The sequence below is a fragment of the Mycolicibacter senuensis genome, assembly GCF_003284925.1.
In the GTDB taxonomy this organism is placed as follows: domain Bacteria; phylum Actinomycetota; class Actinomycetes; order Mycobacteriales; family Mycobacteriaceae; genus Mycobacterium; species Mycobacterium algericum_A.
The window spans coordinates 1-23,989 of the sequence record NZ_QMEX01000003.1 but is presented as its reverse complement, the minus strand read 5'-3'; the positions used below and the strand labels follow the sequence as shown (position 1 = coordinate 23,989).

Here is a 23,989-nt window from a genome sequence, read left to right as displayed (position 1 = left end):
GCACGCTAGGCTCCTTCACGTGCAACCGATCCACGTGGCCCCGAGCGTTCCGGCCCGGCTGGTGGTTTTGGCGTCGGGGACCGGATCGCTGCTGGAGTCGCTGCTGGCTGCGGCGGTCGGTGACTACCCTGCGCGGGTGGTGGCCGTCGGTACCGACCGGGACTGCCGTGCCGTGGCGGTCGCTCGTTCGGCCGGGTTGCCGGTGTTCACCGTGCGAATGGCCGACTTTCCCGACCGGGCGGCATGGGATCTCGCGCTGGCGGAGGCCACCGAGGCACACGCCCCCGATCTGGTGGTCTCGGCCGGCTTCATGAAAATCCTGGGGTCACACTTCCTCACCCGGTTCCTGGGGCGCACCGTCAACACGCACCCGGCGCTGCTGCCCGCCTTCCCCGGTGCCCACGCGGTGCCCGAGGCGCTGGCCTACGGGGTGAAGGTCACCGGCTGCACCGTGCATCTGGTGGACGCCGGCACCGATACCGGCCCGGTGCTGGCCCAGGAACCGGTCGCCGTGCTCGACGACGACGACGAAGAAACCCTGCATGAACGCATCAAGACAGTGGAACGCAAGCTTCTGGTGGACGTGCTGGCCGCGCTGGCGACCGGCGGCGTGACCTGGACCGGACGAAAGGCAACCATAGGATGACCGACGGCAAGCGACCGATTCGGCGGGCGCTGATCAGCGTCTACGACAAGACTGGCCTGGTCGACCTCGCCACCGGACTGCATGCCGCCGGGGTGGATATCGTCTCCACCGGGTCCACCGCGAAGACGATTGCGGCCAAGGGTATTCCGGTCACGCCGGTGGAGCAGCTGACCGGCTTCCCGGAGGTGCTCGACGGCCGGGTCAAGACGCTGCACCCGCGGGTGCACGCCGGGCTGCTGGCCGACCTGCGCAAGCCGGAGCATGCCGCGGCGCTGGGCGAACTCGACATCGCGCCGTTCGAGCTGGTGGTGGTCAACCTCTACCCGTTCAGTGAGACCGTGGATTCCGGTGCCGGGATGGATGACTGCGTCGAGCAGATCGACATCGGCGGGCCCTCGATGATCCGGGCGGCCGCCAAGAATCACCCCAGCGTGGCGGTGGTGGTCGACCCACTCGGGTACGACGGTGTGCTGGCCGCGGTCAATGCCGGCGGGTTCACCCTGCCCGAGCGGAAACGACTGGCGTCACTGGCATTTCGCCACACCGCCGAGTACGACGTGGCGGTTGCCGGTTGGATGTCGTCGACGCTGGCGCCGGAGCAGCCACGCCAGCCGATGCCCGAGTGGTTCGGCCGCACCTACCGCCGCGCGGCACAGCTGCGCTACGGCGAGAACCCGCACCAGCAGGCCGCCCTCTTCTGTGACGGTGGCGCCTGGCCGGGTCTGGCCCAGGCTGACCAGCTGCACGGAAAAGAGATGTCCTACAACAACTTCACCGATGCCGACGCAGCCTGGCGCGCCGCATTCGACCACGAAGAGATCTGCGTGGCGATCATCAAGCACGCCAACCCGTGCGGGATCGCGATCTCGTCGGTCTCGGTGGCCGACGCCCATCGCAAGGCGCACGAGTGCGACCCGTTGAGCGCGTTCGGCGGGGTGATCGCGGCGAACACCGAGGTCAGTGCGGAGATGGCGGAGTATGTGAGCACCATCTTCACCGAGGTCATCGTCGCGCCGGCCTATGAGTCGGGCGCGGTCGAGATCCTGGCGCGCAAGAAGAACATCCGGGTGCTGCTGGCCTCCGAACCGCTGCGCGGTGGTGTCGAGTGGCGCCAGATCAGCGGCGGACTGCTGATGCAGAGCCGCGACGGCCTCGACGCGGCCGGCGACAACCCGGTGAACTGGACCCTGGCCACCGGGTCTGCCGCGGATCCGGCCACCATGGCCGACCTGGTCTTCGCCTGGCGCTCCTGTCGCGCGGTCAAATCCAACGCGATCGTCGTCGCCGCGAACGGCGCCACCGTCGGCGTCGGGATGGGCCAGGTCAACCGTGTCGATGCCGCCCGGTTGGCGGTGGAGCGCGGCGGTGACCGGGTGGCCGGGGCGGTGGCCGCCTCCGATGCGTTCTTCCCGTTCCCCGACGGGCTGCAGACGCTGACCCGGGCCGGCGTGAAGGCGATCGTGCACCCGGGCGGCTCCGTCCGTGACGACGAGGTGACCGCGGCGGCCGCCGAGGCCGGGATCACGCTGTATCTGACCGGGGCGCGGCACTTCGCGCACTAGCCTTGACAAAAAGATTGTAGGCGCTCACTATCTAACTCAATCCCGAGTTAGGAGACGTCGTGACCTACGACCTCATCATCCGCAACGGCCTGTGGTTCGACGGCCTGGGCAACCCACCCAAGGTTCGCACGCTGGGTATTCGCCACGGTGTCGTCGCCGACATCGTGGCGGGCGACCTGGACGAAGCGGCCTGCCCGGAGGTGATCGACGCGGCCGGCAAGTGGGTGGTCCCCGGGTTCATCGACGTGCACACCCACTACGACGCCGAAGTGCTGCTCGACCCGGGGCTGCGAGAATCCGTGCGCCACGGCGTCACCACGGTGCTGCTGGGCAACTGTTCGCTGTCAACGGTCTACGCCGACGCCGAGGACGCCGCCGACCTGTTCAGCCGGGTGGAGGCGGTGCCGCGCAAATTCGTGCTGGATGCGCTGCGGTCCAAGAAGACCTGGTCGACACCGGCGGAGTACGTGCAAGCCCTCGACGAGTTGCCGCTCGGACCCAATATCGGCTCCATGCTTGGCCATTCGGACCTGCGGACCGCGGTGCTCGGCTTGGATCGCGCCACCACCGACGGTGTCGTGCCGACCGACGCAGAACTGGAGAAGATGGCCGCGCTGCTCGACGATGGACTGGCCGCCGGGCTGCTGGGCATGTCGGGCATGGATGCGGCCATCGACAAACTCGACGGTGATCGGTTCCGGTCGCGGGCGCTGCCGTCGACGTTCGCCAGCTGGCGGGAGCGCCGGCGGCTGATCAAGGTGCTGCGCAAGCGCGGCCGGATGCTGCAGAGCGCCCCCAACGTCAAGAAGCCGCTGACGGCGCTGAACTTCTTCTTGACCAGCAGCGGGATGTTCGGCCGCCGGCGCGGCGTGCGGATGAGTCTGCTGGTCTCCGCCGACGCCAAGTCGTCACCGGGCGCCGTCCGGGTCATGGGTCCGGCCACCCGGCTGCTCAACGCCGTGCTCGGCTCATCGGTGCGCTTCCAGCATCTGCCGGTGCCGTTCGAATTGTATTCCGACGGAATCGATCTGCCGGTCTTCGAGGAGTTCGGCGCCGGCACCGCCGCGCTGCACCTACGAGACCAGTTGGAGCGCAACGCGTTGCTGGCCGACACCGAGTACCGTCGCCGCTTTCGCAAATCCTTCGACCGCAAAAAGCTGGGCCCGTCATTGTGGCATCGCGACTTCCACGACGCGGTGATCGTCGAATGCCCGGATGCGAGCCTGATCGGCAAGAGCTTCGGCCAGATCGCCGACGAACGCGGGCTGCACCCGTTGGACGCCTTCCTGGATGTGTTGGTGGACAACGGTGAACGCAACGTGCGCTGGACCACCATCGTGGCCAACCACCGGCCGAAGTACCTCGACATGCTGGCCAAAGAACCGGCCATCCACATGGGGTTCTCCGACGCCGGTGCCCACCTGCGCAACATGGCCTTCTACAACTTCTCGCTGCGACTGCTCAAGCGAGTTCGCGACGCGCAGGCGGCCGGCCGGCCGTTCCTGAGCACCGAGCGGGCGGTGTACCGGCTGACCGCTGAGGTCGCCGACTGGTTCGGCCTCGACGCCGGCACGCTGCGCCGCGGTGACCGTGCGGACTTCGTGGTGATCGACCCGGCCGGCCTGGATGACGCTGTGGACGGCTACCACGAGGAGCAGGTGCCGTTCTACGGGGGGCTGTCGCGGATGGTCAACCGCAACGACGACGCCGTGGTGGCGACCGGCGTGGGCGGCACCGTGGTGTTCCGCAACGGACAGTTCCGCGACGGCTACGGCACGACGGTGAAATCCGGCCGCTTCTTGCGCGCCGGATCCCCTGAGCTGCAACCGGTCTGACCATGGCTCGTACCCAACGGGAGCGCCGTGAGGCGACCGTCGCAGGATTGCTGGACGCCAGCATCGCCACCATCGCCGAGGTCGGCTATGCGCGGGCGTCGGCCAAGGTGATCGCGGCGCGCGCCGGGGTCTCCGATGGGGCGTTGTTCCGCCACTTCGACACCATGGGCGACTTCATGGCCGCCACTGCGCAGGAAGTCCTGCGCCGCCAGCTGGAGCGGTTCGGCAAGCAAGTCGCCGAGATCCCGGCCGAGGTGCCGGCGCTGGAGGCGGTGCTGACCGTGCTGCGCGACCTGACTGCCAATTCCACCAACGCGGTGCTCTACGAGCTGCTGATCGCTGCGCGCACCCACGAGAAGCTGCGAGCCACCCTGCAGCATGTGCTCACCGAATACAGCGCCAAGATCGGCGAAGCCGCCCGGGTGCTGCCCGGCGCGGATGCCTTTCCGCCGGAACTCTTCCCGAATCTGGTGGCGCTGTTGACCAACACCTTCGACGGTGCGGCGATCGTGCGCGCCGTGTTACCCCAGCCCGAGATCGAGGCGAATCGGATTCCGCTGCTGTTGACGCTACTGGAGGGCCGTATCTGAGCGCGTCGAGTCGGCACCCGCCGGTGCTGCGGGCGTCACGTAATCGACGAAGGCTGCGATCTCGGCGACGGCACGGCGAGCGTCGGGGTTGAAGTCGAAGGTCAGCTGGAACATGTGCAGCGCGCGGTCCCAGACCTGTACCCAGTTCGGCACCCCGGCGGCGGTGAGCTTGTCGGCCAGCACGAAGGTGTCGTTGCGCAGCATCTCGTTGTTGGCGACTTGCAGCAGAAACGGGCCCAGCCCGCGCAGCTCCGCTTCCGGGGGCATCACCGGCAGCTCGCGGGTGCCGTTGACGGTGGCGAAGACCCGGTAGATGAACATGAACGCCATGAACGGGAAGAACGGGTCTCGGTGGGAGCGCGCGGCCTGTCGTTTGATCTCCATGTCCGACGACGTCAGCGCCGACATCAGCACCTGACCGGCGGGTACCGGCAGCCCCGCGTCGCGCGCCGTCAGCGCAGTGTTCACCGCCATCAGGCCGCCGGCCGAATCCCCCGCCACCACAATGCGGTCCGCGGTGAATCCGGCGTCGAGCACATGGCGGTAGGCGCACAGTCCGTCAGCGATGGCCTCGTCCACACCGGCCAGCGGCGCCAAGCGGTAGCCGACATTGAAGACCTTCGCTCCGGTGACCTCGGACAGCTTGCTGGCAAAGCGGCGGTGCGAATTGAGGCCCAGCGTCACCAGCGCCGAACCATGGAAGTAGACGATCACCCGGTCCGAGTCGCGGGCGGCAGGGGCCACCACCCACTCTGCCGGACAGTCGGTCAGGCGCTCCCGCGTCACCTCGGTGCCCGGCAGCGCCCGGATGTAACGCATCGGTTGGTCGATGAGGTCGAGGCGCGCCCGCTGCAGTCCGGCGGGCCAGATCCGATTGACGATCATGCCGATGACCGTCAGCACGGCGATAGAGGTCCGCAGGAAGATCGCGGCGCCCACGGCCAGCAGGCGGGCCTGCCATGATGCCGGACCGAAGTATGTCTGAGCCGGTCGATCCCGCCATTCCAGTGAGTTCACGGTACCCAGGGTATCGGGTATTTGGCGGCGTGATGACGTGGGACGCCGTGACGGACCACCGCGCCCGTCGTAGCGTGGAGTGGTGACCGCGCTGACTACCCCGCACGATCTGCCCACCACACTCGGCGAACTCCGGGCCGCCGGCCACCGCGAAAGGGGGGTCAAGCAGGAGATTGCCGAGAACCTGCTGGCCCGCCTCGCCGACGGCGACGACGCCGCGACCGTCTGGCCCGGCATCTTCGGATTCGAGGACACCGTGCTGCCGCAACTCGAGCGGGCGCTGATCGCCGGCCACGACATCGTGCTGCTGGGGGAACGCGGCCAGGGCAAGACCCGGCTGCTGCGGGCCTTGACCGGGTTGCTCGACGAGTGGACGCCGGTGATCGCCGGTGCCGAACTCGGTGAGCACCCGTATTCGCCGATCACCCCGGAGTCGATCCGGCGGGCCGCCGAGCTCGGCGACGACCTCCCGGTGGCCTGGCGGCACCGCAGCGAGCGTTACACCGAGAAGCTGGCCACCCCGGACACCAGCGTGGCCGACCTGGTCGGCGACATCGACCCGATCAAGGTCGCCGAGGGACGCAGCCTGGGCGATCCCGAGACCATCGCCTACGGGCTGATCCCCCGCGCGCACCGCGGCATCGTGGCCGTCAACGAACTTCCCGATCTCGCCGAGCGCATCCAGGTGGCGATGCTCAACGTGATGGAGGAACGCGACATCCAGGTGCGCGGCTACACGCTGCGGCTGCCGCTGGACGTGCTGGTGGTGGCCAGCGCCAACCCGGAGGACTACACCAACCGGGGCCGCATCATCACCCCGCTCAAGGACCGGTTCGGCGCCGAGATCCGCACCCACTACCCGCTGGAACTCGACGCGGAGGTCGGCGTGATCGCCCAGGAGGCCCACCTGAGCGCGCAGGTGCCCGACTATCTGCTGGCGGTGCTGGCGCGGTTCGCCCGCTACCTGCGCGAGTCCCGCTCGGTGGATCAGCGCTCGGGCGTCTCGGCGCGGTTCGCGATCGCGGCCGCCGAGACCGTGGCGGCCGCAGCGCGACACCGCGGTGCGGTGCTGGGCGAGACCGATCCGGTGGCCCGGGTGGTCGATCTGGGCACCATCGTCGACGTGCTGCGCGGAAAGCTGGAGTTCGAATCCGGTGAGGAGGGCCGCGAGCAGGCGGTGCTGGAACACCTGCTGCGCCGGGCCACTGCCGACACCGCATCGCGCGCACTGGGCGGGATCGACGTCGGGCCGCTGGTGGCCGCTGTCGAGAACGCGGCGGTGACGACGGGGGAGCGGGTGTCGGCCAAGGCGGTGCTGGCGGCGCTGCCGGATCTGCCGGTGATCGATGCCATCGCGCAGCGGTTGGGTGCGGAGTCCGACGGCGAACGTGCCGCGGCCCTGGAATTGGCGCTGGAGGCGCTGTATCTGGCCAAACGCATCGACAAGACCTCCGACGAGGGCGAAACCGTCTATGGCTAAAGGCCATCCCTTTCGGGCTTCCCGGTATTCGGCCTACACCGGTGGGCCGGACCCGTTGGCGCCGCCGGTCGACCTGGCCGAAGCGCTGGAGGAGATCGGCCGTGACGTGATGGAGGGGACGTCGCCGCGACGGGCACTGCAGGAGCTGCTGCGGCGCGGCACCAAAACCATGACCGGTGCCGACCGGCTGGCCGCCGAGGCGCAACGGCGCCGCCGGGAACTGTTGCGGCGCAACAATCTCGACGGAACCCTGGCCGAGGTCAAAAAACTGCTCGACGAAGCCGTACTGGCCGAACGCAAGGAGCTGGCGCGCGCCCTCGATGACGACGCCCGATTCGCCGAAATGCAGATCGAGGCGCTGTCGCCGTCGCCGGCCAAGGCGGTGCAGGAGCTGTCCGACTACAACTGGCGCAGCAGCGAGGCCCGGGAGTCCTACGAGAAGATCAAGGATCTGCTCGGCCGCGAGATGCTCGACCAGCGCTTCGCGGGCATGAAGCAGGCGCTGGAGGGCGCCACCGACGAAGACCGGCAACGGGTCACCGACATGCTGGATGACCTCAACGACCTGTTGGACAAGCATTCTCGCGGCGAGGACACGAGGGCGGACTTTCAAGACTTCATGGCCAAGCACGGCGAGTTCTTCCCGGAGAGCCCGCAGAACGTCGAGGAGTTGCTCGATTCGCTGGCCCAGCGGGCCGCCGCTGCGCAACGCTTCCGCAACAGCTTGAGCGCCGATCAGCGCGCCGAGCTGGATGCGTTGGCCGAGCAGGCGTTCGGCTCCCCGGCGCTGCAGCAGGCGCTGGGCCGCCTGGACGCACACTTGCAGGCGGCCCGGCCGGGCGAGGACTGGAGCGGCTCGTCGGAGTTCTCCGGCAACAACCCGCTCGGCATGGGCGAGGGCGCCCAGGCCTTGAGCGACATCGCCGAGCTCGAGCAGTTGGCCGAGCAACTGTCGCAGGCCTATCCGGGCGCGAGCATGGACGACGTGGACCTGGACGCGCTGGCCCGCCAGCTCGGCGACCAGGCTGCCGTCGATGCGCGGACGCTGGCCGAGCTGGAACGTGCCCTGCTCAATCAGGGCTTCCTGGATCGCAGCTCCGATGGACAGTGGCGGCTTTCCCCCAAGGCGATGCGCCGGCTCGGCGAGACGGCGCTGCGCGATGTGGCGCGCCAACTCTCGGGGCGCCGCGGCGAGCGTGACCATCGTCGGGCCGGGGCGGCCGGTGAACTGACCGGGGCCACGCGGCCGTGGCAGTTCGGTGACACCGAGCCCTGGAACGTCACCCGCACCCTGACCAACGCGGTGCTACGGCAGGTCGCCGGCGGTTCAGGCGGCGGTTCAGCCAGCGGCCGGCTGTCGATCAGCGTTGACGACGTCGAGGTGTCCGAGACCGAGACCCGCACCCAGTCGGCCGTCGCGTTGCTGGTGGACACTTCGTTCTCGATGGTGATGGACAACCGCTGGCTGCCGATGAAGCGCACCGCGCTGGCGTTGCACCACCTGATCAGCACCCGGTTCCGTTCGGATGCATTGCAGATCATCGCATTCGGACGCTACGCGCGCACCGTGACCGCCGCCGAGCTGACCGGCCTGGAGGGCGTCTACGAGCAGGGCACCAACCTGCATCACGCGCTGGCGCTGGCCGGCCGACACCTGCGTCGGCACCCGAATGCCCAGCCGGTGGTGCTGGTGGTCACCGACGGCGAGCCGACCGCGCACCTGGAGGATTTTCGCGGCGACGGTGCATCGGTGTTCTTTGACTACCCGCCGCACCCGCGGACCATCGCCCACACCGTCAAGGGGTTCGACGACGTGGCCCGCCTCGGTGCGCAGGTGACGATCTTCCGGCTGGGCGACGACCCCGGGCTGGCCCGGTTCATCGACCAGGTGGCGCGACGCGTCCAGGGCCGGGTCGTGGTGCCCGAACTCGACGGGCTGGGCGCGGCCGTCGTCGGCGACTACCTACGGTCACGGCGCCGCTGATCATCCCCGAGACAGCAGTCGCCGCTTCTGTTCGGCGAACTCCGCCTCGGTCAGATACCCGGCGTCGTGCAGTTCGCCGAGCTCGCGGATCCCGGCTGCCAGTTCGACGACCGAGCTCGGCGGTGAATACGCTGCGGCCGCCGGGGCGCCCGCGCCCGACTCCGCTGCCGCCGGGTCCGCAGCGGCCGCCGGTGCCGCCTTGCCGGCTTCCGGCGTCTTGGCCTGTTGACCGCGGTTCTGGTTGACGGCGCCGGCCAACGCGCTGCCCCCCATGCCGGCCAGCGCCATCTGACCGAAAGCCGTCCCCAATCCGGCCGGCGTTGGTGAAGCGGCAGCGCTGAGTGGCGTCGAGAAGCTGGCATGACGGATCTCCGGGGCCAACTCCGCCCAGCTGATCGGCACCGATAGCGCTCCGAGGGGGAATCCCTCGGCCAAGGCGGCCACCACCGAGGCGTGGGGCACCCGAAGGCTCTCGGTGCCGGGCAGCTCCGCGAAACCGCCGATCTGGCCCAGCGCCTCCAAGATGCTTCGCTGGCCGCCGCGGAGAATGTCCTGGGTATCGAAGATCTCGCGAGAGTCCAGCTCCGCGAAGTACATCGCGGCGCCCGCCAGCCAGACGCCGAGAATCGACAGCGGCAGGGCGATGCCGAGAGCGGTCTCGTCGGCGATGATGCCCAGCCAGTCGAAGGGCCCGGTCGGCACGTCGGCCTGCGCCAGCATGGCCGGAAACTGCGAGCCGGCATCGGATGAGCCCGGCAGCGCCGAGGCCAGCTTTGACGGCAGCGTCTGGGCCGTGTTGGCGGCCGAGTTGAGTCCGGCGGACTCCGAGCCGTTGAGCGGCCCGGCCGGGTTGGCGGTGTGCGGCGGCGGCTGGAACGGCTCCATCTCGGTGGCAGTCGCCGACAACGACGCATAGCTGTACATGGCGCCGGCGTCCTGGGCCCACATCGCGGCGTATTCGGCCTCGTTGGCCGCGATGGCCGCCGCGTTCTGGCCCAAGATGTTGGTGGCCAGCAGCGTCATCAACGCAGCGCGGTTGGCCGCGATCGCCGGTGGCGGCACCACCGTGGCGAAGGTGGCCTCGTAGGCGGCCACGGCGGCCTTGGCCTGCATGCCGGTCTTCTCGGCCTGGACCGAGGTCATGTTCAACCACGACACGAACGGGGTGATCGAGGCCGCCATGGCTGCCGCCGAGGGTCCCAGCCAGGGTCCGCTCGTCAGCTCGGTGACCACTGACTCGTAGGCCGTGGCGGCCAGGTGAAGTTCGGCGGCCAGCCCGTCCCAGGCCGTGGCAGCAGTCAGCATCGATGCCGGGCCCGCGCCCGCATACATCAGACCGGAGTTGACCTCCGGTGGTAACGCCGCGAAATCCATTTCTCAGCCCCGGGCAGGGCGCGGCATCCGGACCACGCTTTCACCGGTAGCCGGTGGATGCGCCCCGGTAATGCGATTCATGGCGGTTGCATCCCTCCGTTTACTGGGTCGTCTGGGTGATGTGGGTTACTCTACGGTCTGATCCCCTCGATCTAACCCGCTCAGAACTGGCCGGCGCGCTCGACACCCGGGTCGCTGCACTCCGTCAATTGTCGCGCAGCGCTGGGCGCAATTCCATTCTCCGAGCGGCAACCGCTCGGTCGCCATGGTGTTTGACACCCATTCGGGCTTCGCGGCAACCCGTATGGACAACCGGGTGCTGCGGAGACGATGGTGGTGGCATGCACCGTTGGACAGCGGTCATCGACAGGTTTCGGCAGCGGGCGCGCCCGCCTGCGCGTGGGCTGTTTCGCCGGGTCGTGCTGATCAATGGTCTGGTCTTCACCCTGGGCACACTGGTGCTTGCCATGTCCCCGGCGAGGGTGTCGACGCGTATTCAGGCGGCCGAGATCCCGGTTCTGGTCATCGGGCTGGCCATCGTGGTGGGCGCCAACGCACTGCTGTTGCGATCGAGTCTTGCCCCCCTGGATCGGCTCGCCGCGTCAATGCGGCGAGTCGATCCGCCCCACCCCAGTGACCGCGTACACGACCCGGGTGCCGGCGACCTGCATCACCTCATCGAATCCTTCAACGCCATGCTCGACCGGCTGGAAACGGAGCGGGCCTCGTCGAACGCGTCGGTGCTGACCGTGCAGGAGAACGAGCGGCAGCGGATCGCCCGGGAGTTGCACGACCAGATCGGCCAAACCCTCACCGTCGCGCTGCTCACGCTCAAGCGGGCGGTGGACGCCGCGCCCGCGGAGATTCGCGGTGATCTCGGGGACGCCCAAGAAATCGTGCGGGCCAGTCTCGACGAAGTGCGCAGCATCGCCCGCCGGCTGCGCCCGGACGCGCTGGAAGACCTCGGGCTGCGCAGCGCACTGCAAGCCCTGTGCAACCAATTCACCCAGGCGACCGGCATCGACGTCGTCAAACAGATCAGCTCGCACGCCGATCAGGTGAGTCCCGACGTCAGCCTGGTCTGCTATCGCGTCGCCCAGGAGAGCCTGACCAACATCGCCCGCCATTCCGGAGCGCAGAAAGCATGGCTGGACCTGCACATCGACGCCGCATCAAAGCTGACGCTGCGAATCGCCGACAACGGCAAGGGCGGCCTGAGTGCAGAAGGCGCTGGAATCACCGGAATGCGAGAACGCGCCCTGCTGGTGCAGGCCACCCTGACGATCACCTCGCCGAGCAACGAGGGAACCGAAGTCCGGCTGACGGTGCCGGCCCGACTGAGCGACGGAGGCCGGTAATGGCACCCCCGGCCCGCATCATGCTCGCCGACGACCACGCCCTGGTGCGCAGCGGGCTACGGATGATCCTGGATGCCGAGCCCGACCTGCGCGTGGTGGCCGAAGCGGCTGACGGATCCGAGGCGCTGGCGGCGCTGCAGAACACGCCGGTCGATCTCGCGATCCTTGATATCGCGATGCCCCGGATGACCGGGCTGCAGGCCGCGCGCGAGATCAACCGCAGCCATCCCCATGTCCGGGTGCTGATGCTGTCGATGCACGACAATGAGCAGTACTTCTTCGAAGCGCTCAAGGCGGGGGCATCGGGCTACGTGCTGAAATCTGTCGCCGACCGCGACCTGCTCGAGGCCTGCCGGGCGACGATGCGCGGCGAACCGTTTCTGTACGCCGGGGCGGTGACCGCACTGATCCGGGACTATCTGCACCGGTCACGGCAGGGCGCTGACTTGCCGGACAACATCCTCACGCCGCGTGAGGAGGAGGTGCTGAAGCTGATCGCCGAGGGTTTGTCGGCGCGCGAGATCGCGAAAACACTCGGTATCAGCGCCAAGACAGTCGACCGCCACCGGACGAACACGCTGCAGAAGCTCGGCTTGCGTGACCGCTTGGCGCTCACCCGTTATGCGATCCGAGCCGGCCTGATCGAGGCCTAGTGGCGGGCGCAGCCAGACGCCGCCGGTCGTCGCCGTGGGGGTCCGGACCCGCACCGAATGGGGGTCGTATTCCATGGCGCTCGACGGTGTGGCCGCAGAAACTGGATTGAGCCGAGGCAGGCGATTCAGGGTACGTTTGAACTGGACTCGACGCGCCTGTCGCTGCCGCGGCCGCCTGCGGTGCCGCCCGGCGCCGCTCAATGTGTCCAACGTGTCGTACCAGAACTGATTCCGTTGCCGGGATCAATTTGTCCCGTGGAGCGTGATGCTAGCGATACTGCTTGCCCATACAGTCGGCACGGCTTTGGCGCCGCTGATGGTGCGCAGCTGGGGACGGGCGGCGTTCTATCCGCTGGGAGCGATCCCGTTGGTATCGCTGGTGTGGGTGGTGGCGAACTGGCCCACCGACCCGGCCGACGATCACCGAACGACGGTGTCGTGGGTGCCCGGGCTGTCGATGGACATCGACCTTCGCTTCGACTCGCTGGCCGCGATCATGAGCGTGCTGGCATTGGGGATCGGTGCCCTGGTGCTGTTCTACTGCGCCGAGTACTTCCGCCCCGTCAGCCCCCACTGTGACCTCGATCCGCGGCTGCCCAGCTTCGCCGCGAAGATGGTCGGATTCGCCGGATCCATGTTCGGGCTGATGGTCGCCGATAACATGCTGGTGCTGTACGTGTTCTGGGAACTGACCACGGTGTTGTCGTTCCTGCTGATCGGCCACTACGCCGAACGTGCCGTCAACCGCCGCGCTGCCATCCAGGCGTTGGTGGTGACCACCGGGGGTGGGCTGGCGATGCTGGTCGGCGTCATCATGCTGGGCGAGACGGCGGGTACCTATCTGCTGTCGGAGCTGGTGGTCCGTCCGCTGTCGGGCACGGTGGTCACCGTCGGCGTGCTGTTGGTCCTGGTCGGGGCGCTCAGCAAGTCGGCGATCATCCCGTTGCATTTCTGGCTGCCGGGCGCGATGGCCGCGCCGACGCCGGTCAGCGCCTACCTGCACGCCGCGGCGATGGTCAAGGCCGGGATCTATCTGGTGGCGCGGCTGACGCCGGCGTTCGCCGACTCACCGGGATGGCGGCCGACGGTGTTGGTGTTGGGCCTGGCCACCGCCCTGCTCGCCGGCTGGCGTGCCATCCGCGAATACGACCTGAAGCTGCTGCTGGCCTACAGCACCGTCAGCCAGTTGGGGCTGATCATCACGCTGGTTGGTGCCGGTGGCGGCGACCTGATGTTGGCCGGCCTGACCGCCATGTGTGCCCACGCAGCCGCCAAAGCGACGCTATTCATGGTGGTGGGGATCATCGACCACGCCACCGGCACCCGCGACCTGCGGGAGCTGGCCGGCTTGGGCCGCCGCGCTCCCGGACTGTTCGTGGTTGCCGCGGCTGCGGCCGCCAGCATGGCCGGGGTACCGCCGTTCGTGGGGTTCATCGCCAAGGAGACGATTTTCGGGACCGAGGTCGACGCCCCGGCGTTGGGCTCTTCCAGCCCGTACGTATTGGGTGCCGCGGTGCTGGCCTCGGTGTTCACCGTGATCTACAGCGCGCGGTTCGTCTGGGGCGGCTTCGCCGACAAGGGCCTGCCAGAACCCAGTACCCATGTCGCCGAAATGCACCGACCGACTGCGGCGTTCTTGGCGGCCCCCGCGGTGCTGGCCGCCACCAGCCTGGCGCTCGGATTGTGGTCGATCGGGTTGGACACGGTGTTGCACGGCTACGCCGACACGCTGCCCGACGGCTCCGGCTACCACCTTGCGTTGTGGCACGGCGCAGGGCTGCCGGTACTGCTCTCGGCGACGGTGCTGCTGGCGGGCTTCGGTGTCTTCGCCGCGCGCGGCCCGCTGGGCCTCACCCGGCTGCGCCGACTTCCGCTGGGCAAGGCCGACGAGATGTACGACGACTTCATCCGGCTGCTCGATGTGGCTGCGGTCCGGCTGACCGCGGTCACCCAGCGCGGTTCGCTGCCGTTCAACCAAGCGGTCATTTTTGTGACGCTCGTGGTGCTGCCGCTGGGCGCGCTGATGCTGGGCGCGCGTGACCGGATCGATCTGCAACTGTGGGATACCCCGTTGCAGCTCACCTTGGCCGTGCTGGTGGTGGCAGGCGGAGTCGGCGCGACCCTGGCTCGCAACCGGCTGTCTGCGGTGCTGATGGTCGGGGTCACCGGGTACGGCTGCGCCGTGGCGTTCGCATTCCACGGCGCGCCCGACCTGGCATTGACCCAGTTGCTCGTCGAGACCGTCACCGTGGTGATCTTCGTGCTGGTGCTGCGGACGCTGCCGGCGGAGACCGCGCGCCCCACGATGGCGACGAACCGGCTGTCGCGTGCGGTGCTGTCCATCATGGTCGGCGCCAGCGTCGCTGTGTTCGGGGCCTTCGCGATGGCAGCCCGTACCGGCGAGGGTGTCGCCGGCCTGCTGCCCGAGGCAGCCTATCTTCGCGGCTATGGCGCCAACACGGTCAACGTGATCCTGGTCGATATCCGGGCCTGGGACACCCTCGGGGAGATCTCGGTGTTGCTGGTGGCCGCCACCGGCGTGGCCTCGATGGTGTTCCGCACCCGCCGATTCGGCCGTGCGCCACGGCCCGCCGATGCCGATGCCCATCGGATGGACCCGGGAATCGCCACCCCCTACAGCCCCGCGGTCGGGTCCACCACCTGGCTGCGCGGCAGTGCCTACTACGACCCCGATCAGCGATCGCTGGTGTTGGAGGTCGCGAGCCGGATCATCTTCCCGCTGATCATGGTGGTTTCGGTCTATTTCCTGTTCGGCGGGCACAACAACCCGGGCGGAGGCTTCGCCGGCGGGTTGGCCGCCGGACTGGCACTGGCGCTGCGCTATGTGGCGGGCGGGCGATACGAACTCGGCGAGACGCTGCCGCTGGACTCCGGAAAGATCCTGGGCGTCGGCCTGAGCCTGGTCGGGGGCACCGCCCTGGCGTCGCTGTTCGTCGGTGCGCCGGTGCTGTCTTCCGCGGCGTTTACCTTCACCCTGCCGGTCCTGGGTCAGGTGAAACTGGTGAGTTCGTTGTTCTTCGATGTGGGGGTGTATCTGGTCGTGGTCGGCATGGTGCTCGACGTGCTGCGCAGTCTCGGCGCCCGGCTGGATGAGGTGGCCGAGCTGCAACGACCCGCGCAGCGCTCGGTGGTGAGGGCGCCATGACCGCACATCTGGTTCCGTTGCTGATGGCCGCCGGGCTCACCGCCTGCGGGGTGTACATGCTGCTGGAGCGCAACCTCACCCGAGCGCTGCTGGGCTTGATGATGGTCGGCAATGCCATCAATCTGCTGATCATCGATGTGTCCGGGCCGGGGGGCAGCCCACCGATCTACAACAGCACCGAGGGCATGGAGACCGACGCGGACCCGCTGGCCCAGGCCATGGTGCTGACGGCCATCGTCATCACCATGGGCATCGGCGCCTTCGTGCTGGCGCTGATCTACCGCTCCTACCACCTGACCACCGAAGACGACATCGGCGACGACGAAGAGGCGACCCGGCTGTCCCAGCTCTCCGACGAGGAGATCATCGCCGCCGAAGCCGACGACAGTGAGCCGGTTGCGCCCGGCGAATTGGACGCCGTCACCGAAAGTGGGGTGTCCCGGTGAGTATCGCTACTGTCCTGCTCCCGCTTCCGGTGCTATTGCCCACGCTGGGCGCTGCGCTGACCCTCATCGTCGGCCGGCGACCCAGGTTGCAACAACCGATCACCATCGGTGTGCTGGCGGGGGACGTCGCGGTGACCGCTGCGTTGCTGTTTCTCTCCGACCGGCAGGGCACCTTGGCGTTGCACGTCGGCGGCTGGGGTCCGACCGAGGGCGCCCTCGGGCCGCTCGGCATCACCTTGGTGGTCGATCGGTTATCGGCGCTGATGCTGATCGTGTCGGCGGTGGTGCTGCTGGCGGTGATCATCTACGCCATCGGCCAGGGGGTCCGCGACGGTGACGACCGCCAGCCGGTGTCGATCTTCCTGCCCACGTATCTGACCCTGTCCGCCGGTGTCTCCCTGGCGTTTCTTGCCGGTGACCTGTTCAACCTCTTCGTCGGCTTCGAGATGCTGTTGGCCGCAAGCTTCGTGTTGCTGACCATCGGTGCCAGCGCCGAACGGATCCGGGCCGGTATCGGCTACGTGATGGTGTCGATGGTGTCGTCGTTGATCTTCCTGCTCGGTATCGCTCTGGTCTATGCCGCGACCGGCACCCTGAACCTGGCTGAGCTGGCTACCCGCACCAACGGCATGCCCGACGGCACCCGCAGTGCGGTATTCGCGGTGTTGCTGGTGGCGTTCGGCATCAAAGCCGCCGTTTTCCCGCTGTCGGCCTGGTTGCCCGATTCCTACCCCACCGCACCCGCCCCGATCACCGCCGTGTTCGCCGGCATCCTGACCAAGGTCGGTGTCTACGCGATCATCCGGGCGCATTCGCTGCTGTTTCCCGACGGTGGTTTGGACTCGGTGCTGCTGGTCGGGGCGCTGCTCACCATGCTGATCGGTATCTTCGGCGCCATCGCGCAGAGCGACATCAAGCGGATCTTGTCATTCACGTTGGTCAGCCATATCGGCTTCATGGTGTTCGGGGTGGCGCTGTCGAGCAAGTTGGGCATGACCGGCGCCATCTTCTACGTGATGCACCACATTATCGTGATGACGACATTGTTCTTGGCGGCCGGACTGATCGAACGGCAGGGTGGGGCGTCGTCGCTGAAGCGGCTCGGCGGCTTGGTCGCCAACCCGGTGCTGGCATTCATGTTCTTGGTCCCGGCGTTCAATCTTGGGGGCATTCCGCCTTTTTCGGGCTTCATCGGCAAAACGGCGGTGCTGCAGGCCGGTGTCGACGATGGGTCGGTGCTGGCCTGGTTCCTGGTGGGCGGTGCGGTGGTGACCAGTCTGCTGACGCTGTATGTGCTGGCGCGGGTGTGGAGCAAGGCGTTCTGGCGCCTGCGCAGCGACGCCCCCGAGGGTGAGCTGGTGCGGGCCGCACCACCGGTGCTGCTCGACGATGTCGCCGAGGTCGCCTTCGACGACCGCGAGGATGTCGGGAAGATGCCGTTAGGGATGGTGGTGCCGACGATCGCGTTGATCGTGCTGGGGCTGACCTTCACCGTGCTGGCCGGCCCGATCTTCGGCTACACCGAACGCGCCGCAGCCGAGGTACTCGACCGTGGCGAGTACATCTCGGCCGTATTGAGCGGAGGTGTGCCGTGAGGTCGATCGCACTGCGGGTCTTTGCGGTGTGCGCCCTAGCCATCGTCTGGACGCTGCTGTGGGGCCGCTTCACCGTCCCCAACATCGTCCTCGGGGGGGTGGTCGCCGTGGCCATCATGGTGCTGCTGCCGTTGCCGCCGGTACCGGTGCAGGGCAAGGTGCACCCGTGGTCGGTGCTCAAGCTGCTGGGACTGTTCGGCTGGTATCTGGTGGCCTCGAGTGTCCAGTTGATGTGGCTGGCAATCAAACCCGGCCCGCCGCCGCAGACCGGGGTGCTGCGGGTGCCGCTGACCCTCAAATCCGATCTGGTGCTGGTGCTGGCGTCCAGCATCACCACGCTGATTCCCGGATCCATCGTGCTGGAGATCGACCAGGTGCGTCGCATCCTGTATTGCCACGTGATCGATGTCGGAAATGCGCGTTCAGTCGAGCGGTTTTATCACCAGGCCGCGCAGGTGGAGCGACTGTTGATCGCCGCCTTTGAACGCGACTCCGAGTGGCAGCCGGTGGGAGGAAGCGCATGACCGTGATCTGGGGCACCGCTGGCGTTCTGCTGGGGTTCGCCGCGGTCATCACCATGTATCGGCTACTGGCCGGGCCCAGCACGCTGGACCGACTGGTGGCGCTGGACACCCTGGCCGCGATGACGATGTGCGGCATCGGTATTTGGGCTGCGGTCACCCGGGACACCACCGTGACCTACAGCCTGGCGGCGCTGGCCCTGGTCGGCTTCATCGGATCGGTCAGTGTGGCCCGCTTCCGGGTGCCGGACACGCCGCTGGATTCAGGGAGGCAGCCATGATCGTCCTCGACCTGTTCGCCAGCGTGCTCGGTCTCGCCGGGGCGATACTGGCGCTGACCGCGGCGATCGGCGTGGTGCGCTTCCCGGACACCCTGGCCCGGATGCACTCGGCCACCAAACCGCAGGTACTGGGACTGATACTGGTGCTGATCGCCGCATTGATCCGGCTACGCGGCAGCCACGACGCCGGGATGGTGACCGTGAGCATCATCTTCACCCTGATCACCGCGCCCGTCGTCGCCCACCGGGTGGGCCGACTGGCCTACCAGGAGCAGGACATGACCGAGGTGCTGGCCGTCGACCAGTTGGTCGAGCTCACCGACGAGGAGGATCAGGCTTCGCGCTGACCCGGGCGCAGCACCGCGACCAGAAAGTCGGAATCGCCGGTGAAAGGCCGCAGATCCCAGGTGCCCAGCAGCAGATCGACCACGAATCCGGCGGTCGCCGCGTCGTCGAGGAACTGGTCGAACTCATAGTCCCGGTCGGCGCCGAAACCGATCACGGTCCGTCCGTCCTCGGCGCAGTGGTTGCACAGCCGGCGCAATATCTCGACGCGGGTGCTCGGTGCCACGAACGTCATGACATTGCCGGCTGACACGATCACGTCGAACGGTTCGGGGATGCCGCGGGCGGGCAGGTCGAGTTCAGCCAGGTCACCGACCAGGTAGCGCGGGCCCGGATGATCGTGTTCGGCGGCCTCGATGAGCTCCGGGTCGACGTCGACACCCACCACGTCGTGACCGGCCGCGGACAACAGGCCGGCCACCCGGCCCGGGCCGCAGCCGGCATCGAGAATGCGAGCGCCACGGGAGGCCATCGCGTCGATGAACCGTGCTTCGCCGGCCAGGTCGTTACCGGCGCGGGCCATTTGACGGAAGCGCTCGATATACCACTGCGAGTGCCCGGGATCGGCGGCGACCTTTTGCATCCAGAGGCTCGGCTCGACCATGTGTGCCATTCTGGCAGGGCCGCTGTGTTACCGGTCGGGCAGGCGGACTTCCAGCGAATCGAGGATGGCCTGCTTGGCGGCGATGTAGTGCGGGTTGTCGGCGTCGGTGGTCTGGATGGTGATGGTGATCGCCCAGATCCGGTCCTTGGCGTTCTGCACCGCGACGATCAAGCCGGTCGCGGGCCGGCCCTGCAGGTTGTAGGTGATCGTTCTGCTGGCAAAACCCGACTTCGTTCCGGGGACGTCGGTGTCGAGTTCACCGACGATGTCGGTGACCGCGGCGCGCTCCTTGGCCAAGGCCTGCGACGGCAGTCCGACCGGGCCGGTCAGTTCCTCGCACGTCACCACCGCGTTCGGGGTGAAGCCATGCCGGCGCAGCTCCTGGTTGTAGAGCACGCCGCGAAGCGGCGGTGAGTCGTTGCTGGGCATGAACTCCCAGCCCGGCGGCCGGGGGAGGGTGATCGTGGGTTCGTCGGGGTCGCGGGGATCCAAGGTGATCGATCCCTCGCCCGGAGGCTGGGCGGCGGGTTCCATGCCAGGTCCTTTCGGTACGTCAAGAACGAGAGCCAGGCCCGTAGACCTTGCGGAGATATACGCCGCCGAAGCTGAGGTAGGAAAAGATCGCCCCGGCGACGACCGCACCGATCAGGTCCGTCGTCTCGGAGTTCTTCATCGAGCTGTAGAACGCAATCGCCAGGAATGTGGCGGACACCATCGGCCCGACGACCCAGTAGAGCCACTTCGACCTTGCGTCCTTATGAGGGTCCACCGGAATCCCGATGAAAAGCATGACCAGCAGGGCGACCCCGATGAAGCCGTTCGCTTTACTGATAGTCGACCTCCTTACCTGTGGACAAGCTCAGCCGAAGAGGCTTCGCCAAACCCTATGGGACACATCCGAACTGTCTTCGCCCATCTTCTTCCCGATGTCGCTGCCAATCACGCCGCCGACCACCGCTCCGACGCCGGCGCCGATGACGGTTCCGGGCCCCGGGGCGATCATGGTCCCGAGCCAGGCCCCCGCTTCCGCGTCATATTGGCCTGCGAGGCCGCGCGGGCCTGGGTCAGCGCGGCGGCGATGGTCTCCAGATCGGCCGCGATCTGGCCGAGCTGGGCGTTGGTGGCGTGCAGGCCGTCTTTGACCCGCTGCACTTCGGCGCCGGCGTTGATGGGCTGTTCGCCGCTCTCGCGGTTGTACTGCTCGAAGTGGTGTTGGGCGGTCTGGAAGGTCTGCTCGGCGGCGGTGGCCGAGCCGGCGGCCTGGTGGAACGCCTGGGCCAGGAAGTCGATCTGGGTGGGGCTGCCGGCCTGCAGGCTGTCATCAACTGCCCACGGGTCACCGCCGGCATGAGCGATCAGCTCGGCGATCTGCAGGTGTTGCAGGCTCGGGCGGCTCACCGCCCGATGCCGGGCCCGGCGACGTTTCGCAGTTGCTCGGCGTTGTGATTGTCCATGCGGGTGAAGGCCGTTGCGGCGGTGCGCACGTTCTCGGCGATGCCGGTGAGGTTCTGGTGGTGATCGTGCAGCGCATCGCGGTGGCCGTCCTTGGCGGTGCCCAGCGCGGTGTGGAAGCTGTGTGCCTCGTCGAAGTCGCCGAAAATGCCTGCGGTCACCCCGGCGGATCCCAGCCGCTGCGCACCGTTGCGGGCGTGGCCACCGGCGTCATCGGACACATTGGCCCCGGTGCGCAACGCATGAGGGTCGACGTGCATCACCTACCGCCTTCCTGCTGCACCGACTCTGCAAAAGCGTAGCGAGCGGTGGGCAGGCGTCAATTCACCCGGCTGCTACACCAGCGGGCGACCGGTGCGGATACGGCGGTCGACATCCCACAGCAGCACGTTGAACGGAAAGCCGCGCAGGAACTTCGGCAGCAGGTTGTTGACCCCTCGAATCACGCTCATCAACCGGTCGAACTGACGCTGCTTGTCGGCGTCCCATGGCAGCTGCATCTCGTCGCGAAAGCGCTGCGGCAGGAATCCGGTGGTGATCAACAGGGCGAGCCGTTCGTTGGCCCGCTGTAGCGGTCCCGGCAGCGTCAGGCCGCGTAACCGGCTGGCCGCGATGGGCAGTAGATATTCGCGGACGGTGTCGTCGATGTGCACCTTGTCCAGTTGCTCCTGCCAATACCGGTCGAAGGCGGCCCGATCGGGCGGCCACATGTCCTCGGGCACCTGGAGCATGGTGGCCATCGCCTTGCCCTCGTTGTGGTAATGCCGGTCGGCGTGCTCATCGTCCATCTCACCGAGGAAAATGCGGTGCACGTCGACGTTGCCCTTGTACAGGCAGGCGCCCACCCACAGCTGCAGATCGCGGTCGAAGGCGTTGTACTTCACCGGACTGTCGGCCGTCGAGCGAACCTGGCGGTGCGCACTGTTGACCGCCTCGCGGAACGCGGCCTTCTGCTGGTCGCTGCCCTGGGTGGCGACGACCAGATAGGTGAACGTGGTGCGAGCCCGCTTGATCGGATGCAGGTCGACGCGCCCGCTTTCGACGCGGCTCTCCAGCACGCCGTAACCCACGCCGGGACGCGCGAGTTGCATGATCACGTTGGCGGGCCCGGCCAGCAGCGCCACACCCATCATCATGTTGTCGGTGCAGGAGATCTGCGGCAGCAACGACCGCCGCTGAGGTGCGGGTTGTGTGCTCGTCGAATCGCTCACCGAACGCTCCACCAACGGGATCGGTTCGCTGATCGTCATGGCTTACACCCCTCGCAATTGTGAGAACATTGGTTTCCTGATATTGCCGAGCCCGGGGCCCGCTGTCAACATGGTGGGTGTGGGAAGTGTTGCGCCGGAGCGCCCGTACCGGGGGGTGCGGGCCGCAGACCGGTTGGCCGAACGCCGGGAACGGCTGCTGGTCGCCGGGCTCGATCTGCTCGGGGGCCGGGAGATGCCCGCATTGACCGTTCGTGCGGTGTGCCGCCGGGCGGGGGTGGCGTCCCGCTATTTCTACGAGAGTTTCACCGACAAGGACGAGTTCGTCGCGGCCGTCTTCGAGTGGGTGGTCAATGACCTGGCTGCCAGCACCCAGGACGCCGTGGCCGCGGCGCCCCCCGCCGAACAGACGCGCGCCGGCATGGCCCACCTGGTGGCGGCCATCGCCGGAGACGCCCGCGTCGGCAGGATCTTGTTCAGCACCCGGCTGACCAACGCGTTGCTGGTGCGTAAACGGGCGCAGTCGAGTGCGCTGTTCGCAATGCTGTCCGGCCGCCACGTCGAAAACGTGCTCCGGGTGCCGGGCAACGACCGGATCAAGGCGGCCGCCCATTTCGTGGTCGGCGGGGTAGCCCAGACGATCGGCGCCTGGCTGGCCGGTGACATACACCTGCAGCCCGATCAGCTCGTAGACCAGCTGACCGCGCTACTGGGCCAGCTCGACGACCCGGCGCTCTACCGCGACCAGCCGTGATCGGCAGGCCCTAGCACCCTCAGCTGCGGGACTTGCGCTGTTTGCGCTTGATGCCCACTCCGCCCCACAGTGCGAAGCCGCGGATGCGCACCGTCGGGGCGCCCGGTGTGCCCCGGCCCTCGACACGCTGGTCGAAGCCGCCCATGACGCCATGCCCCTGGATGTCGACGTTGACTTCCGGCGGCAACAGAATGGTCTGCCCGCCCATGATCGAGTAGGCGTTGATCTCGACGTCGGGTGCGGTGAAGTCGGCGTAACGCAGGTCGACGACGCCGCCGCCCCACAGCGAGAACGTGGTCAGCCGTTTGGGTACGTTCCACCGCCCGCGCCGCTCGAATGAGCTCATGATCGCCAGCAGCAGTGTGGAGGGCGCGGGTTTGCAGTCGCCGCCGCGGTGCGGGCACACCGACGAACCCGGAAGGTCGGCACGCAGCCGGTCGAGCTCGTCGTAGGTCTGCGCTGCATAGGCCTTGGCCAGCCGGTCCTCATACTCGCTCATCGGCAGTTGGCCCTGCGCAGCGGCGTCACCGAGCAGCTGCGCCAGCTGGATCCGGTCGGTGTCCGCGGCACGCGAGGGCGTGCCGTGGGTCTCGTCGCTTCGCGGGGCTGAGTTTCTCATTGGCTAGACAGCCTACGACGAACTGATTTGCCACGAGCAGGGTTGCCCCAAAGTGGGTGTCAGCCGGCCCAGCTGGGGGGACGCTTCTGCAGGAAGGCCAGCATGCCTTCGCGGGCCTCCTCGGAGACGAACATCCGCGCTGAGGCGACGCTGAGCCGTTCGGCGTCCCGGTCGAACCCGGCCAGGACCGCCGCGGTGGTCAGCGCCTTGGAGGCCGCCAGCCCCTGCGGAGATCCGAGCCGCAGATCGGCGACCAGGCCCGCGACGGTCGCCTCCACATCCTCGGCGGCCAGCGTGATCAGCCCGATCTCCGCGGCTTCGGCCGCGCCGAATTTCTCCCCTGTCAGGTAGTAGCGCGCCGCTGCCCGGGCCGACAGCTTCGGCAGCAGCGTCAGCGAGATGATCGACGGCGCCACGCCGATCCGCGCCTCGGTCAGCGCGAAGGTGCTGGCCGGTCCGGCGACCGCGATATCGCACGCGCCGACCAGCCCCATGCCGC

The 23,989-nt window shown here is 68.0% G+C and carries 26 protein-coding genes; 15 read left to right on the top strand and 11 right to left on the bottom strand.

What is annotated here, in order from left to right; genetic code table 11:
* Positions 1 to 19 precede the first annotated feature (19 nt).
* The 4 genes from purN to DQP56_RS02145 are packed head-to-tail and all read left to right on the top strand — an operon-like array spanning position 20 to position 4,633.
* Positions 20 to 646: a phosphoribosylglycinamide formyltransferase gene (gene purN, locus DQP56_RS02160; RefSeq protein WP_112683367.1), complete on the top strand. Its 627-nt coding sequence runs from the start codon at positions 20 to 22 to the stop codon at positions 644 to 646.
* The gene (gene purH, locus DQP56_RS02155; RefSeq protein WP_112683366.1) at positions 643 to 2,208 is read left to right on the top strand and encodes a bifunctional phosphoribosylaminoimidazolecarboxamide formyltransferase/IMP cyclohydrolase; all 1,566 of its coding nucleotides are present in this window, start codon (positions 643 to 645) and stop codon (positions 2,206 to 2,208) included. Before purN ends, purH begins: the two co-directional genes overlap by 4 nt.
* A 59-nt stretch (positions 2,209 to 2,267) precedes the next feature.
* Entirely contained in the window at positions 2,268 to 4,043 is a 1,776-nt protein-coding gene (locus DQP56_RS02150; protein ID WP_112683365.1) for an N-acyl-D-amino-acid deacylase family protein, read from the top strand.
* Positions 4,044 to 4,045: 2 nt separating this feature from the next.
* On the top strand, positions 4,046 to 4,633 hold the full coding sequence (locus DQP56_RS02145; RefSeq protein WP_112683364.1) for a TetR/AcrR family transcriptional regulator: 588 nt from the start codon (positions 4,046 to 4,048) through the stop codon (positions 4,631 to 4,633).
* On the opposite strand, the gene DQP56_RS02140 is transcribed toward DQP56_RS02145, so the two are convergent.
* Positions 4,613 to 5,650, bottom strand: a complete 1,038-nt coding sequence (locus DQP56_RS02140) for an alpha/beta hydrolase (RefSeq protein ID WP_112683363.1) — start codon at positions 5,648 to 5,650, stop codon at positions 4,613 to 4,615. The two genes, DQP56_RS02145 and DQP56_RS02140, sit on opposite strands and share 21 nt — an antisense overlap.
* Before the next feature lie 91 nt (positions 5,651 to 5,741).
* Here DQP56_RS02140 and DQP56_RS02135 point away from each other — a divergent pair, with 91 nt between their 5' ends.
* Both DQP56_RS02135 and DQP56_RS02130 read left to right on the top strand, forming a co-directional pair.
* Entirely contained in the window at positions 5,742 to 7,130 is a 1,389-nt protein-coding gene (locus DQP56_RS02135) for a sigma 54-interacting transcriptional regulator (protein WP_112683458.1), read from the top strand.
* Entirely contained in the window at positions 7,123 to 9,114 is a 1,992-nt protein-coding gene (locus DQP56_RS02130) for a vWA domain-containing protein (protein WP_112683362.1), read from the top strand. Before DQP56_RS02135 ends, DQP56_RS02130 begins: the two co-directional genes overlap by 8 nt.
* Here the strand turns inward: DQP56_RS02130 and DQP56_RS25530 are convergent, their stop codons facing one another.
* A complete protein-coding gene (locus DQP56_RS25530; protein ID WP_112683361.1) occupies positions 9,115 to 10,488 on the bottom strand; it encodes a PPE family protein, SVP subgroup in 1,374 nt (457 codons plus the stop codon).
* Between the two features lie 341 nt (positions 10,489 to 10,829).
* Between DQP56_RS25530 and DQP56_RS02120 the strand changes: the two genes are divergently transcribed.
* The 8 genes from DQP56_RS02120 to mnhG all read left to right on the top strand — a co-directional run bounded on the left by DQP56_RS02120 (position 10,830) and on the right by mnhG (position 18,855).
* Positions 10,830 to 11,846 carry a sensor histidine kinase gene (locus tag DQP56_RS02120; RefSeq protein WP_112683360.1) on the top strand — a complete coding sequence of 339 codons (1,017 nt, stop codon included), beginning with the start codon at positions 10,830 to 10,832 and terminating at the stop codon, positions 11,844 to 11,846.
* Positions 11,846 to 12,499, top strand: coding sequence for a response regulator transcription factor (locus DQP56_RS02115; RefSeq protein WP_112683359.1), 654 nt, complete (start codon positions 11,846 to 11,848; stop codon positions 12,497 to 12,499). The genes DQP56_RS02120 and DQP56_RS02115 overlap by 1 nt, the downstream gene beginning before the upstream one ends.
* 265 nt (positions 12,500 to 12,764) lie before the next feature.
* Complete coding sequence (locus DQP56_RS02110; RefSeq protein ID WP_112683358.1) at positions 12,765 to 15,665, top strand: Na+/H+ antiporter subunit A; 2,901 nt, start codon at positions 12,765 to 12,767, stop codon at positions 15,663 to 15,665.
* Positions 15,662 to 16,111, top strand: coding sequence for a Na(+)/H(+) antiporter subunit C (locus DQP56_RS02105; RefSeq protein ID WP_112683357.1), 450 nt, complete (start codon positions 15,662 to 15,664; stop codon positions 16,109 to 16,111). Before DQP56_RS02110 ends, DQP56_RS02105 begins: the two co-directional genes overlap by 4 nt.
* Complete coding sequence (locus DQP56_RS02100) at positions 16,108 to 17,706, top strand: Na+/H+ antiporter subunit D (protein ID WP_112683356.1); 1,599 nt, start codon at positions 16,108 to 16,110, stop codon at positions 17,704 to 17,706. The genes DQP56_RS02105 and DQP56_RS02100 overlap by 4 nt, the downstream gene beginning before the upstream one ends.
* Entirely contained in the window at positions 17,703 to 18,230 is a 528-nt protein-coding gene (locus tag DQP56_RS02095) for a Na+/H+ antiporter subunit E (protein ID WP_112683355.1), read from the top strand. Before DQP56_RS02100 ends, DQP56_RS02095 begins: the two co-directional genes overlap by 4 nt.
* Positions 18,227 to 18,508 (top strand): monovalent cation/H+ antiporter complex subunit F, encoded by a 282-nt coding sequence (locus tag DQP56_RS02090; RefSeq protein WP_112683354.1) that lies wholly within the window; start codon positions 18,227 to 18,229, stop codon positions 18,506 to 18,508. The genes DQP56_RS02095 and DQP56_RS02090 overlap by 4 nt, the downstream gene beginning before the upstream one ends.
* On the top strand, positions 18,505 to 18,855 hold the full coding sequence (gene mnhG / locus DQP56_RS02085) for a monovalent cation/H(+) antiporter subunit G (RefSeq protein WP_112683353.1): 351 nt from the start codon (positions 18,505 to 18,507) through the stop codon (positions 18,853 to 18,855). Before DQP56_RS02090 ends, mnhG begins: the two co-directional genes overlap by 4 nt.
* Here the strand turns inward: mnhG and DQP56_RS02080 are convergent.
* From DQP56_RS02080 to DQP56_RS02055, 7 genes are all read right to left on the bottom strand, one after another.
* Complete coding sequence (locus tag DQP56_RS02080; RefSeq protein ID WP_112683352.1) at positions 18,840 to 19,457, bottom strand: class I SAM-dependent methyltransferase; 618 nt, start codon at positions 19,455 to 19,457, stop codon at positions 18,840 to 18,842. The two genes, mnhG and DQP56_RS02080, sit on opposite strands and share 16 nt — an antisense overlap.
* Before the next feature lie 27 nt (positions 19,458 to 19,484).
* A complete protein-coding gene (locus tag DQP56_RS02075; RefSeq protein ID WP_112683351.1) occupies positions 19,485 to 19,991 on the bottom strand; it encodes an LpqN/LpqT family lipoprotein in 507 nt (168 codons plus the stop codon).
* Between the two features lie 19 nt (positions 19,992 to 20,010).
* On the bottom strand, positions 20,011 to 20,247 hold the full coding sequence (locus DQP56_RS02070) for a hypothetical protein (RefSeq protein WP_112683350.1): 237 nt from the start codon (positions 20,245 to 20,247) through the stop codon (positions 20,011 to 20,013).
* Between the two features lie 69 nt (positions 20,248 to 20,316).
* Positions 20,317 to 20,460: a glycine zipper domain-containing protein gene (locus DQP56_RS25720; protein WP_165824863.1), complete on the bottom strand. Its 144-nt coding sequence runs from the start codon at positions 20,458 to 20,460 to the stop codon at positions 20,317 to 20,319.
* Positions 20,457 to 20,855 carry a putative alpha/beta hydrolase gene (locus DQP56_RS25525; protein WP_286167690.1) on the bottom strand — a complete coding sequence of 133 codons (399 nt, stop codon included), beginning with the start codon at positions 20,853 to 20,855 and terminating at the stop codon, positions 20,457 to 20,459. The genes DQP56_RS25720 and DQP56_RS25525 overlap by 4 nt, the downstream gene beginning before the upstream one ends.
* Positions 20,852 to 21,169: a DUF2563 family protein gene (locus DQP56_RS02060; RefSeq protein WP_112683349.1), complete on the bottom strand. Its 318-nt coding sequence runs from the start codon at positions 21,167 to 21,169 to the stop codon at positions 20,852 to 20,854. The genes DQP56_RS25525 and DQP56_RS02060 overlap by 4 nt, the downstream gene beginning before the upstream one ends.
* A gap of 75 nt (positions 21,170 to 21,244) precedes the next feature.
* Positions 21,245 to 22,159: an oxygenase MpaB family protein gene (locus DQP56_RS02055; protein WP_112683348.1), complete on the bottom strand. Its 915-nt coding sequence runs from the start codon at positions 22,157 to 22,159 to the stop codon at positions 21,245 to 21,247.
* A 70-nt stretch (positions 22,160 to 22,229) separates the two neighbouring features.
* Here DQP56_RS02055 and DQP56_RS02050 point away from each other — a divergent pair, with 70 nt between their 5' ends.
* Positions 22,230 to 22,871, top strand: coding sequence for a TetR/AcrR family transcriptional regulator (locus DQP56_RS02050; protein WP_112683347.1), 642 nt, complete (start codon positions 22,230 to 22,232; stop codon positions 22,869 to 22,871).
* Positions 22,872 to 22,890: 19 nt separating this feature from the next.
* On the opposite strand, the gene DQP56_RS02045 is transcribed toward DQP56_RS02050, so the two are convergent.
* Together DQP56_RS02045 and DQP56_RS02040 are read right to left on the bottom strand one after the other, a co-directional pair.
* Positions 22,891 to 23,490, bottom strand: a complete 600-nt coding sequence (locus DQP56_RS02045; RefSeq protein WP_112683346.1) for a DUF1707 SHOCT-like domain-containing protein — start codon at positions 23,488 to 23,490, stop codon at positions 22,891 to 22,893.
* 59 nt (positions 23,491 to 23,549) lie between these two features.
* Positions 23,550 to 23,989, bottom strand: a 440-nt coding sequence (locus tag DQP56_RS02040) for an enoyl-CoA hydratase-related protein (protein WP_205868777.1), incomplete at its 5' end; no start/stop codon positions are given.